The sequence below is a fragment of the Bacteroidales bacterium genome (genome assembly GCA_023228145.1).
Classification (GTDB): Bacteria; Bacteroidota; Bacteroidia; order Bacteroidales; family CAIWKO01; genus CAIWKO01.
Genome location: JALOBU010000011.1, coordinates 18132 through 34961, shown reverse-complemented (window position 1 = coordinate 34961; position 16830 = coordinate 18132). Strand labels below are relative to the sequence as shown.

Annotated in this window: 6 protein-coding genes; 2 read left to right on the top strand and 4 right to left on the bottom strand. The window is 38.3% G+C overall.

Annotated features, from left to right (window positions below):
• Positions 1 to 41 precede the first annotated feature (41 nt).
• The 4 genes from M0R16_07070 to M0R16_07055 form a co-directional block, all read right to left on the bottom strand.
• Positions 42 to 1664, bottom strand: coding sequence for a PepSY-like domain-containing protein (locus M0R16_07070; protein ID MCK9612647.1), 1623 nt, complete (start codon positions 1662 to 1664; stop codon positions 42 to 44).
• A 12-nt stretch (positions 1665 to 1676) separates the two neighbouring features.
• Positions 1677 to 2966, bottom strand: coding sequence for an adenylosuccinate synthase (locus tag M0R16_07065; GenBank protein ID MCK9612646.1), 1290 nt, complete (start codon positions 2964 to 2966; stop codon positions 1677 to 1679).
• Between the two features lie 30 nt (positions 2967 to 2996).
• Positions 2997 to 3443, bottom strand: a complete 447-nt coding sequence (locus M0R16_07060; protein MCK9612645.1) for a transcriptional repressor — start codon at positions 3441 to 3443, stop codon at positions 2997 to 2999.
• A 77-nt stretch (positions 3444 to 3520) separates the two neighbouring features.
• Entirely contained in the window at positions 3521 to 5743 is a 2223-nt protein-coding gene (locus tag M0R16_07055) for a RelA/SpoT family protein (GenBank protein ID MCK9612644.1), read from the bottom strand.
• A 193-nt stretch (positions 5744 to 5936) separates the two neighbouring features.
• On the opposite strand from M0R16_07055, the gene M0R16_07050 reads away from it, so the two are divergent.
• Entirely contained in the window at positions 5937 to 15917 is a 9981-nt protein-coding gene (locus M0R16_07050) for a GEVED domain-containing protein (protein MCK9612643.1), read from the top strand.
• 248 nt (positions 15918 to 16165) lie between these two features.
• A partial coding sequence (locus tag M0R16_07045) for a hypothetical protein (GenBank protein ID MCK9612642.1) occupies positions 16166 to 16830 on the top strand: 665 nt, incomplete at its 3' end.

Here is a 16830-nt window from a genome sequence, read left to right as displayed (position 1 = left end):
TTTCAATGGAATTTTTTGCTCCCGGAAATGCCCTGAATTTTTTAAAGGTTTTCCATTTCGTTTCTCAGGAGGTTCCCGTCCATGTCGAAATACAGCTTGATAACTTTTTTCTCACCGGTTTTACGCAATATAAGGAGGTAACAATTTCCAAGTTCGTTATCTGTCTTAAAGTAGAGTTCATAAACCATGTGCTGGGGATAATTTTTCTTCAAATATTTTGAAATATCTGATGGCAATTCCCCATAACTAACTCTTTCATCAGGAGTACCATATTTTGAAGGCTTTTCCTCTTCAGCCTGATTATCATTATCCACTTTAAAATTATCCTGATTAACCCTGTTTTCGGTTTCATCAACTTTTCTAAGCAGTTTACCGGAAATATCAAAAAACAACTGGATTCCGTATTTTGCACCTTCAATTTTCACTTTTATCAGGTAAACATTCCCTAATTCATCATCGCTATAAAAGTGGGCAGATTTAATGATATGTTCTTTATAATTTTGCTTGACATAGTTGATAATGGGAGTAGGTAATTCTTTAATAGATACCTTTTCATAATAATTGTCTGCATCTTCGTATTTTTCGCCTTTCTGGTCAACACTCGACAAAAACTCTTTCTCTTTTTCTTCCTTGCGTTTCTGGCGTTCCAGCTCGTAGGGGTCAATAATTTCCGGTTTTTCAACATTAATAAATTTGCCAGTAGAGGTAAACCATATTTCTGTAATAAGTGGAGGCACGGTCTTGTCGCGTTTATCATACATCCTTATATAAACTGATTTATCTTTTGGTTTATTAACATTTTCAACTGACTTGATAACATAAGGTCTATAATTATCTTTTAAATACTTGATAATGAGTTGATGCAGGCTAGCCTCAGATGATTCTATCCTGGTTTCCATCCACGTACCTTCTTTTGTGTATGTTGCAGAGCCATTTCTGCCGGCACTGTTAAATTTTACAACATATTTTTTATCTATCAAATACCATACGGTGCCGGCAGCTTTTTTATTTTTGCTCGCAAAATGTGTTTTGGCCGCAGCAGGTACTTTTGAAACATCAATAAGGTTTTTTGTTCCATCATCAGGAGTATCTTCACCTTGATTGGAATATGGCCCTGTATTATAATTAGAAACATTTACCTGATTATGAGGCTTATCATCGGTATTCTCCCCATTATTTTTATCGTCAATAAGATCTTCAGCGGGGTCGTATTTATAAATAAGTTTCCCGGTAAGGTCAAAATGCAACTCAACAGGTTTTACCTGGCTTATTCCTTCCTTTTTCAGTTGTAAAAAATAAAACGATTCACCCTGAGCTGTTCTATGAAGTTCACTAACAACAATTACATATTCTTTACTCCAATAGTTTTGTTTATAGTAATCAATAATCGGAGTGGGCATTTCTTTTTCTTTAACTTCTGTTTTAGTAACTTGCCATAAGCCTTTTTCATCATATTCTGCTTTTGAGACTTGGTCGTTTAATTTAAACTTCACAACATATAAATCACCTATTTTTTCCCAATAACTAACCACGGCTTCAGAATATTTATATTTAAAACTAATAAAAACGTCCTGAGGTACTTTGGACTCATTAATTTTTTGTGCATTTACACTTATGAATGCTGATACAAAAAAGCAAAGAAGAATTAAACCTTTTGTTTTCATTATATTAATGTTTTATAATTGATACGTTTGTTTTCTATCAGGTCCTAAAGATAAAAAAGAAACAGGAATATTTGTATGGTTTTCAATAAATTTTATGTAATTATATAATTCCTCGGGTAAGTCTTCAACAGTATTAATATCATCCGTTTGCCTGTTCCATCCTTTTATCTGAGCATATTGAGGAACTAAATTTTTAACAGGCAAATCAAAAGGAATAAAGTTGTATTTAATATCCCTGTCCAAATAGGAAGTGGCCGTTAAAATTGTTTCAAAGGAATTCATAACATCTGCTTTTGTCATAACCAAATCGGTAACTCCGTTAAGCATAACAGCATATTTGAGCGCCGGAAGGTCGAGCCATCCGCAACGTCTTACCCTGCCTGTAGTCGATCCAAATTCATTTCCTTTTTTTTGCAGTTTTATACCTGTTTCGTCAAATAATTCCGTTGGGAAAGGTCCGCTGCCCACCCTTGTGCAATAAGCTTTAAACACTCCATAAACTCTCCCGATTTTGTGAGGTGCGATGCCCAGCCCTGAGCAAACCCCCGAACAAATAGTATTTGACGAAGTTACATAAGGATAAGAGCCGAAATCAATGTCGAGCAAAGTTCCCTGAGCGCCTTCGGCAAGTATTTTCTTTTCGGCCTGTATGGCTTCATTAATATATATCTCTGTGTCTTCAAATTGCAAGTGCTTGATTTGCTCTATTGCTGCCAGCCACAATTCTTCGTATCTGCTGAACTCAATGCCGTCAATTTTAAAATCAGTAGTACTAAATCCGTAATGTTTAATAATCTGAATATGTTCCTCGGTAAGTTTTTTATATTTTGATAAAAAATCGGGATAAAAAATATCTCCTGCTCTAATACCTCTACGATTATATTTATCAGAATATGCCGGGGCTATCCCCTTCAGTGTGGAACCTATTTTTGCATCGCCTTTCAGGTGTTCAAAACAGGCATCAACAGCACGATGAACAGGAAGTATAAAATGCGCCCTTTTTGAGATGAGAAGGTTTTGGGCTGCTGCAGGGTTAAAAGCAAGAATATTATTTAGTTCTTCATTTAATATGACCGGGTCGATAACAACTCCATTGCCTATTATGTTCATAGTGTTGCTATGTAATATTCCGGATGGAATGGTATGTAAAATTATCTTCTGATTATTAAATTCAATGGTGTGCCCGGCATTGGGCCCTCCCTGAAAACGAGCAATAATATCATATCCGGGTGCCAGGGCATCAACAATTTTACCTTTTCCTTCGTCTCCCCATTGAAGGCCTAGTATCACATCTACTTTCATTTATCTTCTTTTATTAAATTCATAATCGTTTTACTTCCTGCCACATTTTGCATAAAAAGTCAGCGAATGATGTGTAATTTTAAGTTTAAATGTTTCTTCAAGAGATTTTTTTATTTCTTCAATACGAGGGTCACAAAACTCAATTATTTTTTTGCTGTCGATGCAAATCACATGGTCATGTTGCTTGAACTTATGTGATTTTTCATATTGAGCTGAATTTTGTCCAAACTGGTGCCTCACAACAAGGCCGCAGTGTAAAAGAATTTCAATAGTATTATAAAGCGTTGCACGACTTACTCTATATTTATTATTTTTCATTTTAATATAGAGTGTTTCTACATCAAAATGCCCGTTAAAAGAATAAATTTCTTTCAGAATAGTAAATCTTTCCGGAGTTTTGCGATGTTTTTGCTGTTCAAGGTAAGCTACAAAAATTTTTCTGACATCCTCAAAATTTTCTAACTGTTGATATTTCATTATATTTTTTTGTTAAAGATACAAAATATTAATTTATTCCAGATAAAAATTAAATATTCTCTTCATATAAAAAACCATCAGTTGATTCTGTTTATACTTTCTATTCCATTCACTTTTTTTATGGTTTCTATCAATGTTTTTAACTGTTCGGTATTCTGAATATAAACAGTGATATGACCTTCAAAGATTCCGCTGTCGGTTTCCAGTGTCATGGAACGAATATTTATATTAAGTTGTTGTGATATTTGAGTAGTAATATCTCTAATCATTCCAACTCTGTCAAAGCCCTTTATTGTAATCCCGGCCAGAAAATGAGGCGAGCCATCGGTGGTCCATTTTGATTTCACCAGTTTGTTCCCGTACTTCGACATAAACTCTACTGCATAAACGCAGTTTGCTCGATGCACAGTAATTTCTCCGCTTTTTTCTATTAAGCCAATTACTTCATCTCCGAGAATCGGATTACAGCATTTAGCAATGTTATAACGTATATTTTCAACCTGAGAGTTCAATAGAGGAAGACTGTCTGAGTTTCCGGAAGAGGATTCAGGAGTAGTTTCTTTTTTTATTTCGGTGTGTTTGCTTTTAGAGAAAGGGAATCGAAGATAACGGAGCCAGTTTTCACTTTCCTGCTTCGTAAAGCATTCTTTTATGTCTTTATCCGTTATAGTTCCCTTCGCTGCTTCGACATAAAGATTTGCGGGCACATTGAATCCGGTGGCATGCATAAACTTATTTAAATTAGAAGTGTTGAATTCAATATGCAATTCTTCAAAGAAGGATTTTAATTTAATTTTACCTTCAATGGCCATTTGCTTTTTTTCTTCCCTGACAAATGCTTTAATCTGAGACTTGGCCTTGGCAGTAGTAACATATTCAAACCATTGTTCTTTTGGTGTTTGTTTATCAGAAGTAATAATCTCTACCTGGTCACCGCTTTTTAAAACATAGTTCAAAGGGACAAGCTTTAAATTAACTTTTGCTCCAATACAACTATTGCCTATTTGTGAGTGAATATTATATGCAAAATCAAGTGCTGTTGATTTTGAAGGTAATATAATCATATCGCCTTTGGGAGTAAAAACATAAATTTCATCTGAAAACAAATGAAGTTTAAAATCCTCAAGAAAATCCAGAGCATTTGACTCAGGGCTTTGAAGCAGTTCACGAATTCGCGCAAGCCATTCTTCCAATGCACTCTCACCTTGAGAACCATCTTTGTATTTCCAGTGTGCGGCGAAACCCATTTCGGCAATATCATCCATCCGAACGGAACGAATCTGTACTTCCACCCATTTGCCGGTATGACTCATAACTGTTGTATGCAGGGCTTCATAACCATTCGCCTTTGGAATGGAAATCCAGTCGCGAAAACGGTCTTTATTAGGGCGGTAATGATCTGTAACAATGGAATACACGTTGAAGCACTCTGATTTTTCCTTTTCCGGTGACACATTTATAATAATTCTTATTGCAAAAAGGTCATACACTTCTTCAAAAGGGATTTCTTTTTTGCGCATCTTATCCCAGATGGAATATATTGACTTTGTTCTTGTGATGATAGTTGCGTCAATACCTTTCTCTGTTATATCCTTTTTTATAGGGGATAAAAACTTACTGATAAACTTTTTTCGTTCCGGTTCAGATTCCCTAATCATGTATGATATGGTACTGTATATTTCCGGCTCCATATGTTTAAATGCCAGATCTTCAAGTTCGGTTTTAATAGCAAACAAACCCAGCCTGTGCGCCAAAGGGGCGTAGAGAAATGAAGTTTCTGATGCAATTTTGAGTTGTTTTTCTTTAGGAAGTGAGTCAAGGGTACGCATATTATGCAAACGGTCGGCAAGTTTTATCAAAATTACCCTGACATCATCAGAAAGTGTCAAAAGCATTTTTCTGAAGTTTTCAGCTTGCTTTGACTCTGTCCCGGCATCAAAAATTCCTGAAATCTTCGTAAGTCCGTCAATTATCTTTGCCACTTTGTCACCAAATAAGCCTCTAATATCATCAAGAGTGTAATCCGTATCTTCCACTACATCGTGCAGCAAAGCACAAATGACAGATGTTGTTCCCAACCCGATTTCTGCCGCACAAATACGTGCCACTTCTATAGGATGATAGATATAAGGCTCTCCTGTTTTTCGCCGCATATCTTTATGAGCATTAACTGCCAGCTTAAAAGCTTTCCGGATTAAAACCTTATCTTTATCGGTTGTTTTGGGCTTGCATACACGCAAAAGGTTTCTGTATCTGGCAATTATCTCCTTTGTCTCGTTCAAGTCTGCATCGTTCCGCATTTAAAAAAATTTTTACACAAATTTAATTCAAATTAAGCAAGCTATCTGTAATAAATTTATAAAAAATATCACAAAAAATAACTTTCTGGCAATAAACTAATTAAAATAATTAAAAAAAAAATTTCTTCAAATATTCATAATTATATACTATTTGCTTACTTTTAAAGTATTAATTTTGATAATAATAAATTCTATGAAAAAGTATATTTGTTTGTTGGTAATGTTTTCTTGTTTCCTCGTATCTTCAGCACAAACAGTAGTATTACAGGAAGATTTTGAACAGGCAACGTACAATGTTGTTGCCAGCGGTGCTACTTATAATTGGTCAATTAATACTCGTTTGCATTACTCAGGAATTAAATGCGACTCAAATATCGTTTCTCTCAACGACACGGCTTACCTGACCACAGTTCCTTTTACTACAGTTGGATATACTTCTGTGTTGTTGCGTTTTTCCCATATTTGCAAAATAGAACTGCTTGATGCAGGAGAAATTGAAGTTTCTGTCAATAACGGGCCCTGGATAAAACTAACAGGCGACCACTATATTAACCCCGGTAATTCACAGTTTGAAAATAATGGGAACAAATTTAACACCAATACATATCCGCTAAACTGGCAGCCTGCCATAAACGGAGTGATGCCCACACAGAGCTGGTGGAAAAATGAAATTTTTAATATATCAGCAATTGCAGCGAACAGTTCAAATGTCCGTATCCGTTTTCTATTAAGAGATGGCAACAGCAACGGCTCCAGTACCTGCCACGGGTGGTATATTGACAATATAAGCGTTACAGCTTCTGCAGACGAAATAATTCCTCCAAAAATCACTGTCATTCCTGTAATAATTCAAGACACAGTTTTTAACACGGGACCCTTTGATATTTATGCTCATATCACTGATTCTTCGGGAATTGATACGGCATATATCGTTTACAAGCTGAACAATGGAACAGAGATGGTTGAACCAATGATATGGATATCAGACAGCACATATAAAGGAACTATCCCCAGCTATACCTATACAAACAAAATTGACTATCATGTCAGGGCTTTTGATAATTCTACTGCACATGTACAGGCTGACGGACTGTCTTTTTGGTTTTACATAAAAAAAATCATTCCGCTGGTAGAAATCGGAAACGGCACAACGCAGCAGGCTTGGCCTTATGCAACTCTTTACGAGGATGCGAGAACCCAACTTATTTATGCCTCCAATGAAATTACAGCTGCCGACGGGGTTGCAGGACCAATAACATCTATTGCTTTTAATGTTGCTTCTGCCTCAGCTATTACAATGAACAACTTCAACATTAAAATGCAACATACAAGCCTGAGCAATCTGTCAGGATTTGTAAATACAGGGTGGGCAACTGTTTATTCGGGAACTTATACTGTAACTAATACCGGCTGGCAAACCATCACCCTGCAGACACCATTTAACTGGGATGGGAACAGCAACCTGCTTATTGATATTTGTTATGACAACACGTTTACTTCGAGCAATTCACAAGTATATTGCACGCCGGCATCCGGAAAAACCTGGACACAATATGTGAACGGCAGTTCGGGATGCACTCTCGGTGGCGGCAGTGTTCAAACCAACAGACCTAATATTCAGCTTCATTTGCCAACTTTCACTTACACTGCGGATGCAGGAATAAATCAGATAATAAGCCCAGCAGGGACAATACTTTCAGGTGTTAATAACCCTGTATATATTCGGATTAAAAATTATGCAGATGATACCCTTACAAAAGTTAAAATTGCGTGGCAACTTGATGGCATTTCACAGGCAATATTTCACTGGACAGGGCAATTAGCAGAAGATGTGATATCGGGAGTTTTTTCTATTGGCGACATCAATGTGTTACCCGGCAGCCATACCATTAAAGTATGGACAGAACTGCCTAATGATAATGCTGACCAATTTCATTCAAACGATACTCTAAATGTAAATTTTTATGCCTGTTCCAGTTATCTGAATGGGACATATACCATAGGCGCAGGATGCAATTATGCTGACTTCAACAGTGCGCTAGCATCGCTTAATAATTGCGGGATAAACGGACAGGTTATTTTTAATGTATTGCCAGGAATTTATAATGAACAAATCAACATACCTGAGATACCTGGCGCATCATCTTTGCACACAATTACTTTTCAATCGGCAAGTGGAAATTATAATGATGTTACATTAGCTTATTCTGCTTCCGGAACTGCAAACAATTTTGTTGTAAATCTTAACGGAGCAGATTATATCCATTTTAAAAACCTCACAATACAGGCGAACGGAAATGTATATTCTAATGTTATAAAATACAGTAATAATGCCACATACAACAGCTTCATCGGGAACAGATTGCTGGGGACTGCTTCCAATACCACAACTATTGATAAAGCCGTAATTATTTCTCCCAGCGGAGCATTAACCTGCGACTCCGTGATGTTATTTGAAGAAAATATTATTGAAAACGGCTCATACGGCATATATTGCTACGGGCAAGGTTCAGCAATAAATCAACTTGAAAATAAAACCATAATTAAAAACAACCAGTTTATCAATCAGTATTATTCAGGAATTTACCTTTATTATCAAAATGCACCCGAAGTAACACAAAACACTTTTTCTACCAATAATACCTATACTACTTTTTACTCCATTTATTGCGGATATTGTGATAATCAACTGAAGATATTAAAAAATAAAATATCTCAGTCAAACGGAGGCTATGGAATTTATCTTAGCTATTGCGATGGCGCTTATGATAAAGAAGGCCTTATTGCAAATAACATGATAAGCATATCAGGAATTAATAGTACCTATGGTATTTATCCTTATTACTGCAGCAACCAGAAAATATATTATAACAGCGTAAACATTTATTCAAACAATAGCACAGCATGTGCATTTTATCTGAGTGGCTCCACTTCCAATATCAATCACTATTTAAAAAATAATATTTTTGCTTACACCGGAACAAACTTATCCGGCCTTGCAGTGTACATTGCAAATACTGCAGGTGTTGCATCCATGAATTACAATGACTTGTATTCATCAGGAACTAATTTAGGTTACTGGACAGCTATGCAGCCAAACTTAGCTGCATGGAAAACTGTAAGCAGCAAAGACTCCAACTCCGTTTCCGTTAACCCTTATTTTATTTCACCTGCAGATTTGCATACCTATTCTTCACAAATTAATGATCATGCAATTTCTGTAGCAGGAGTATCTGATGATATTGACGGAAATTTAAGAGATGCTGTAACCCCTGATATCGGAGCCAGCGAATTTGATGTCCCTGAAAAAAATATCGGAATATTATATGTTATCGAACCTGTAAACAGTTGTGGAGCTACTTCACCGGGCAATGTCGTTATCCGGCTCAAGAACTTTGGAAGCACACATATAACTTCTGCTGATGTATATTACGCCATAAACGGAGGAACTGCAATACATGAAACCATGACTTATTCACTATTGCCTGAAGCCGAATATAATTATACATTTACACAGCAAGCAGACCTTACTGCACCGGGTAATTATTCTTTTAAATTCTGGGTAAACCTGTCTGGAGATACCATTCCTTTAAATGACACGATAAGCAATTATATCGTTTATAGCGGTTACGACTTTAATTCGGGTTATTTTACAATAGGGTTTGAGGCTTCTGAAAATTTCAGCGACTGGCTGGTCGTTGATGTAAATGGCGATAACTATGGATGGACCATTCCTTATACCAGTGCATCGGATGCACATACTGGCTCCAACAGTGCTCGTTTGTATAACGCCAATAATGCAGGCAATGACTGGTTATTTTCAAGATGCTTTACTTTAAATGCCGGGGCAACTTATAAAATAGAATTCTGGTACAGAGCATATAACTCAAGTTATCCACAAACTATTGACCTTAAGGCAGGAAATACTGCCACACCCGGCGCTATGGTCAGCAATTTATTGACGCTTACTTCTTTTAACAACACATCATACCAAAAAGCTACTGCTTATTTTATCCCTGCAAATTCCGGCTCTTATTATTTCGGCTGGTGGGGCCATAGCGTTGCCAGCTCATACTATGCTTTTGTTGACGACATCAACATCTCGCTGGTACCCTTGCAGGAAGCGGCTTTATTATCTGTCACTGCTCCGATTTCAGGATGCGGACTTACTTCTGCAGAAACTGTCAGTATTCTTATTAAAAACACCGGGACGAATGAAATTAACGGAAATTATAATGCTTCTTACACCTTTAATAACGGAACTCCTGTTACAGAAGTTTTAACTTCCAGTATAGCCCCTAACGACACTCTCTCATTTTCATTTACACAAACAGTGGATGCTCATGTTGTTGCCAATGATTCCATATTTCCCCTGAAGGTTTGGGTTTCATTGCTTAATGACCCTTACAGTTTTAATGATACCATAAATAGTCCCATTGCTTCATCTCACATACCTGCAGACCCTTTGACAATAAGCGATACAACGGCATATGGTGAACCAGCAACTCTTATTGCAAGCTCTTCGGATTTCATTTACTGGTTTGATGTACCTACAGGTGGCAATGTCATTTTCTCAGGAGATACACTGATAACACCTCCATTGTTTGTCAACACTGTTTATTATGCTCAGTCAATTACTCAGGGAGGAACCAATTCCTGGACTTTTGACAGCGGATTAGAAGGTTGGACCGTCCAAAATCCCTGTTCATCAACAGTGGAATGGTCATGGAACAGCGATGGCGGTAATGGAACCCTTTACGCAAGTAATCCTGCCGCAACATCTTCACAACTTATTACATCTCCGTCAGTGATTGTGGCAGGAGCAGAAACGGTATCGCTTTCCTTCACTCACCGGTATCAAACGGAAAGTTGCTGCGATGAAGGGTATGTTGCTTACCGCCTTGATAATGGGCCCTGGACACAATTTTTCCCTACAACAAATACTTATAGCACTTCAACTCATAGTGTTGATATGGATCCTTTAAACTCTTGCACCTCAAACTCTAAAAGTTGTTTTTACGGAGCCCAGTCTGCATATATTACCAGCAGCGGAAGCATAAATACCACTGGGGCAACAAATATACAGCTTGCCTTTGTTTACACCACAGATTTATCGGTTGGCAGTGATGGCTGGTATATAAACGATGTTGTTTTAAGCGGCGGCATGGGTGGTTGTACCAGTAACAGAATACCGGATACTGCTTATGTTGAATTGCTTCCGTTTGAGGCATCCTTAACAGATATTAATTCGCCTGTCAGCTCTTGCGCCGGAAGCTTCGAAAACATAAGCATCCGAATACGTAATAATGGTTTGAATACCATTAATGGAAATTTTACTGCTCATTATAAAGTCAATTCCGGCCCTGTCGTCTCTGAAGCTATACTTGATGTTATTGTCCCTGGTGATACAATCTCCTTTACTTTTTCAACTCCATTTACAACAGGACTTTCCCAGTCTTATCAGGATTCTGCATTCCAGATTATAACTTATATAGAATTAAGCGGTGATACATACACATTAAATGACACACTTTCCAAAACAGTTGATCTGCTTTATACACCACCCAACCCCGTTACAACTAATATTTTTGTTCCTTATGGCACTTCAGGCACTTTTAATATTATATCCACCGATTCTCTTTATTGGTTTGATGTTCCGGTGGGCGGAACGGAGATCGCCCAGGGAAATAGTTATACAACACCAGTATTATTTGGAACTACCTTTTATTATGTAGAATCAAGGTCGGGTACTCCGGATGTGAAGCTCACAGAAATAACCCATTTCAGTACTGGCACCGGTTATACCAACCCTTATCCTGCATGGTGCACCGGTGCTGACTTAATAGAAATATCCAACCTCGGTACATCCCCAATTAATCTGGGAAACTATACCATGAATATTTATGGCGTTGGCAACAGGAGCTATGTTATTCCAGATATTACTCTCGAAGCAGGAGAGATACTGGTATTATGCGCCGGAACTGGAATTGATGACCCTGCCAATAAATACTATAACATGGGCGGAGGCAATGATATTATTCAATCTACAAGCTTAAGCGGCTTTGCTCTGAAAACACCGAATGGAGAAGTCGTTGATGCGGTAGCCTCCAACGGATATATTTTCACCATCTCAGACGGTGTATCTGCAGGCGATTGGTCGGGAAATATAAACGGCATGTCAAGTTATGCCGGCACTATAAGAATGATTTCTGATAATAATATATCCGGGGACTGGATTATATCAAGTGCTATTGTCCCCCAAACCATTGGCACTTTGAATCCAAATTTATCTGTAAGTTACAACGGTTCCGGCTGTGCAAGCGCAAGAGTTCCCGACACAGCTTATGTTACAGGAGTCCCACCATGCGATATGAGCGTGCTCGATATTTATTCTCCCGAGTCTGCCATAGAACTTGGTAGTGCGGAAATCATTACAGTAAAAGTTAAAAATTACGGAACACAAACCGCTGTCAATATTCCTATAACTTATAACATCAATGAAACTACTATAATTAATGATACCATCCCCGGGCCTATAGCTCAAAACGACACGACAATTTTCTCTTTTGCTGTCCCTGCAGACTTATCTGCTTATGGCACTTATCAAATTAAAGTTTATACCAAATTGAACTGTGATACCACTTTCATTAACGACACAGCAAGCAAAACAGTTATCTGCAGTCAGATACCCTATTGCAACTCAAATGCAATATACACCACAGGAAGCAATATTGGGAATATAACATTTGGCACCCTGAACAACGGAAATCCTTTTCCTGTTCTAAGCAACCCCAATTCAACTCATGCATATTCAGATTATACCGGCTTACCGGCAACACCCATTACGATTGGTTCTGATTACCCAATATCCATTTCTCAAATTGAATATTCGGCAACTTTTTACAGTGCTGCCGTAAAAGTTTATATTGATTACAACCGAAACGGGCAATTTGATATACCTTCAGAACTGGCTTTTAATGCAGTAACCGTAAATGCAACAAACCCTTCCGTCACCGGAAACATAACAATCCCTGTTACCGGCACTGTTACCGGTTTGCCAACAAGGATGCGCGTTGTATTGGACCGCAGCGGCAACGCTCCCCCATGCGGAACTTATTCTTATGGCGAAACAGAAGATTATTTCCTGTATATTTTGCCTCAGATACCTCATGATGCCGGAGTTACAGCAATTATAAGTCCTGAAAATACAGAAATTGAAGATAGCCTGGTTCCTGTCGAAGTTATCATTTGCAATTTCGGTACCGACACCATCCGTAATTCATCCAATATGACTGTTTCCTATACATATAATGGCCTCCCACCACAGTCAATAACATGGAGCGGCGGAGACATACTCCCGCTTCATTCAGATACTGCCGTTTTACCAGGTATAAGCATTTCCCCGAATATGAATCACATATGCGCCACTACATCCTTACCCGGTGACAGTAATGTATTTAATGATGAATTCTGCAAGGATTTTTATGGTACACCCCTGAACGACGCAGGAATCGTGGCTATTCTCCACCCAGGAGCCGAGTCGGTGAGTGATGCTGACGAAGTGGTTTCCGTGGTGGTAAAGAATTTCGGAGTGCAGAACCTTACTTCGTTAAACCTGTGTTACAACATTAACGGGATTCTTTCAGCCACTCAAGCCTGGTCGGGAACAATTGCGCCTAATAATATGGATACTATAACGATAACCCAGACATTTAATATTCCTCAAACGGCTTTCACTCTTTGTGCATACACCTCATTTGATGCAGATTCAAATCATGCCAACGACACTGTGTGTATGAATTCCTTCGGGGTGGTTACCAGCACTATTCCTTACTTTGATAATTTTGACGATTCAACGGTTTTTTGGTCACAGGTTTCTGCTGCAGGCTCCGTTTGGGAACTCGGGCAACCGGCTTATGGCAGTACAAATTCTGCTTTCACGCCTCCTAACTCCTGGGATATTAATCTGAGCGACCCTTATGGGGGTGATGCCAATTCTATACTTTACACACAGTTTTTTGACTTTTCAAATGCCGTGGATGTAAAAATGAAATTCTGGTTTAACATCTATTGCGAATCCAGTTGGGATGGTCTCAGGGTTGACTATTCAACCGATACCAATAAAACATGGTATGTTCTGGGCAGTGTAAGTGCCCCTGGTTCATATTTCTGGTACAACAACAGTTCTTTGTATTCAAGTAACCTTCCCGGATGGACAGGCAACTCTCTGGTTTGGCGTTATTGTTGGTTCCAGTTATCTCAGCTTAATCATGTTCCCCTGGTACGTTTCAGGTTTGTTTTTACATCCGACCCTTCGGTAAATTATGACGGAGTTTCCGTTGATAATTTCTCCATTTCAAAACAAGGCATGAAAGATGTGGGTGTAGAACTTATCAGTAGTCCATCGGTGCAGGCCCAGGCAGGCTCATCACGGCAGGTGAAAGTCCGCCTACGCAATTACGGACTGTCATCAGCAATATCTGTGCCGATTGCCTACCGCATAAACGATGACGGGCCCGTCATTACACAAACCTGGACGGGCGTGCTTCCTCCATACGATTCAATATCTGTAATTTTTACAACACCATTTACCGTCCCGGAAGGAAAATTTAAAATAATTTCCTATACACAACTGGCAGGTGACGGAGACTATGAAAATGACACCACATATTCTTACGTCATGGGAGTGCCAAAATACAACGTACCGTACAGCGATGACTTCGAAAACACTCCCTATTGGGTCGGTACGGGAGTTCCCAATATCTGGGAATACGGCACTCCGGCATCCACAAACATTAATACCCCATACAGCCCGTCAAACGCATGGAAAACAAAACTTAACACTACATACCCGAACAATGCCACCAGTTACTTATATTCACCTTGGTTTTATCTTGCCTATGTTGACAGCGCCTACCTGGAGTTCAGACACTGGTACCATACTCAAGACTCTTATGACGGCTGCCTGATTGAATACACTGTCAACAACGGAAATTCCTGGACAGTGCTGGGCACTCAAAATGATTCGCATGCCACGGACTGGTACAATGCTTTAATTAATGGAATACCTTGTTGGTCAGGAAATTCTTCAGGATATACATATTCACGGTATGCCCTTGCTTATGTAACCCCTATTATGAATGCTACAGGCTATGTGCAGTTCAGATATAAATTTTTCTCAAACAACACAATAAATAATTATGACGGATGGGCACTCGATAACTTCTCCATCACTGTGCCACCCATACCGAAAGACGCCGGTGTTACAGATATTGCATTGCCTGATGATTCGGTGCAAACCGGCAGTGAAGTAACAGTAAAATTAACAATACATAACTTTGGTACCGACAGTCTGCAAATGATACCTGTAAGGTATTTTATCAGTGGCGGTGCTGTGGTTGCTGAAACCTGGCACGGTACATTGTTATCCGGAGAATCAACAGATTATACTTTTACAACGACTTATCCCTCACCGGGCACTGCTTACCAGATTTGTGCTTTTACCAAACGAACAGGGGATATATACTGGGGAAACGACACCACCTGCAAATTTATCAACCCTACACCTGCCAATCATGATGTCGGGATTTCGGAAATTCTGGAGCCGGGAGAATATACTCCCCCCGGAGAAGATGTTACCGTAAAAGTAAGAATAAAAAATTACGGATTGAACCCCGAGGCTTCCATACCCCTGGTATATTTAAAAAACCTGATACAGGTTGGGGCAGGAATTTACACCGGGACAATAAACCCGGGCGATTCCGCAGATTATACATTTACCACAACATTTATTTCTCCAACAGGAAATTATAATTTATGTGCAAAAACGATGCTTACAGGAGACGAGGATCCTGTTAATGATGAAAAATGCATATTCCCCTTTGGCGGGACTGGAATGGAAGAATATAAAAATAAAGATTTTGAACTTTTGCAGAATATTCCAAACCCCGCGACCGAAGTAACAACAATAATTTATAAAACATTACAGTCCGGAAGAGTTATTTTTGAAATAACCGATATTTTAGGCCGCAAAATATTTTCTGAGCTGTATGATGCCATAAGCGGAATAAACACCATTGAACTTAATGTTTCAGAATTTCCAGCAGGGCTTTACTATTATTCCGTTATATACAAGGATAATAAACTATGCAAACGCATGATAATTTTGAAATAGAGATGCTTACAACATGTTTTTATAAAAATTTATAACATCTTTCAAATATAAAATATCTGCATTAACAAATATTTGACAGATAAAAAATAAAATTTTACTTGCAAACAGTATATTTTTTTCTTACATTTGAAAAAAAATAAAACTAACTTGCTAAATACTGGTTAAATAGGTATTTATATTCTATAATAGCGTAATTTTATACGCTATTATTTTCTTTTAAAAAACCATCAATAATTAAAAAAATAGTCATGAAAAAATTTTTATCTTTTCTAAGCGGGCTGCTCTTTGCAGCAACATCACTGATTGCACAGACAACAGTTTTTCAGGAAGATTTTGAACCGCCTTCAAATGCAAATAATGTTGTTGCTAGCGGGGCTACATATAACTGGAGTATAAACACAAGGTTACACAATTCAGGAACACAGTGCGACTCGAACATTGTAACTGCAAATGACACTGCATACCTGACAACCCTTCCGTTCAGCACTGTTGGCTATACACATGTTTTGCTGAACTTTTCACACATTTGCAAAATAGAGTTTAATGATAAGGCTACAATAGAAGTATCTATCGATGGCGGAGTAAACTGGATAAAACTTACTACAGAATATCTTGGTTCTGCCCAGTTCAGCACACAATCATACAGTTTCACTGCAAATGCTTATCCCGAATGGCTTTTTAACATCAGTGATGCCAAGCCACAGCAAAGTTGGTGGAGAAATGAATTGTTTGACATTTCAGGATTTGCAGCAGGCAAGGCAGATGTAAGAGTAAGATTTGCTTTAAAAGATGGCGACAATGACGGCGCAGCACAGAATCATGGCTGGTATATTGATGATGTTATCGTAATAGCAGGAACTTCAGAGTTAATACCACCTGAAATCACTATACTCCCGCCGGTGATACAAGATAC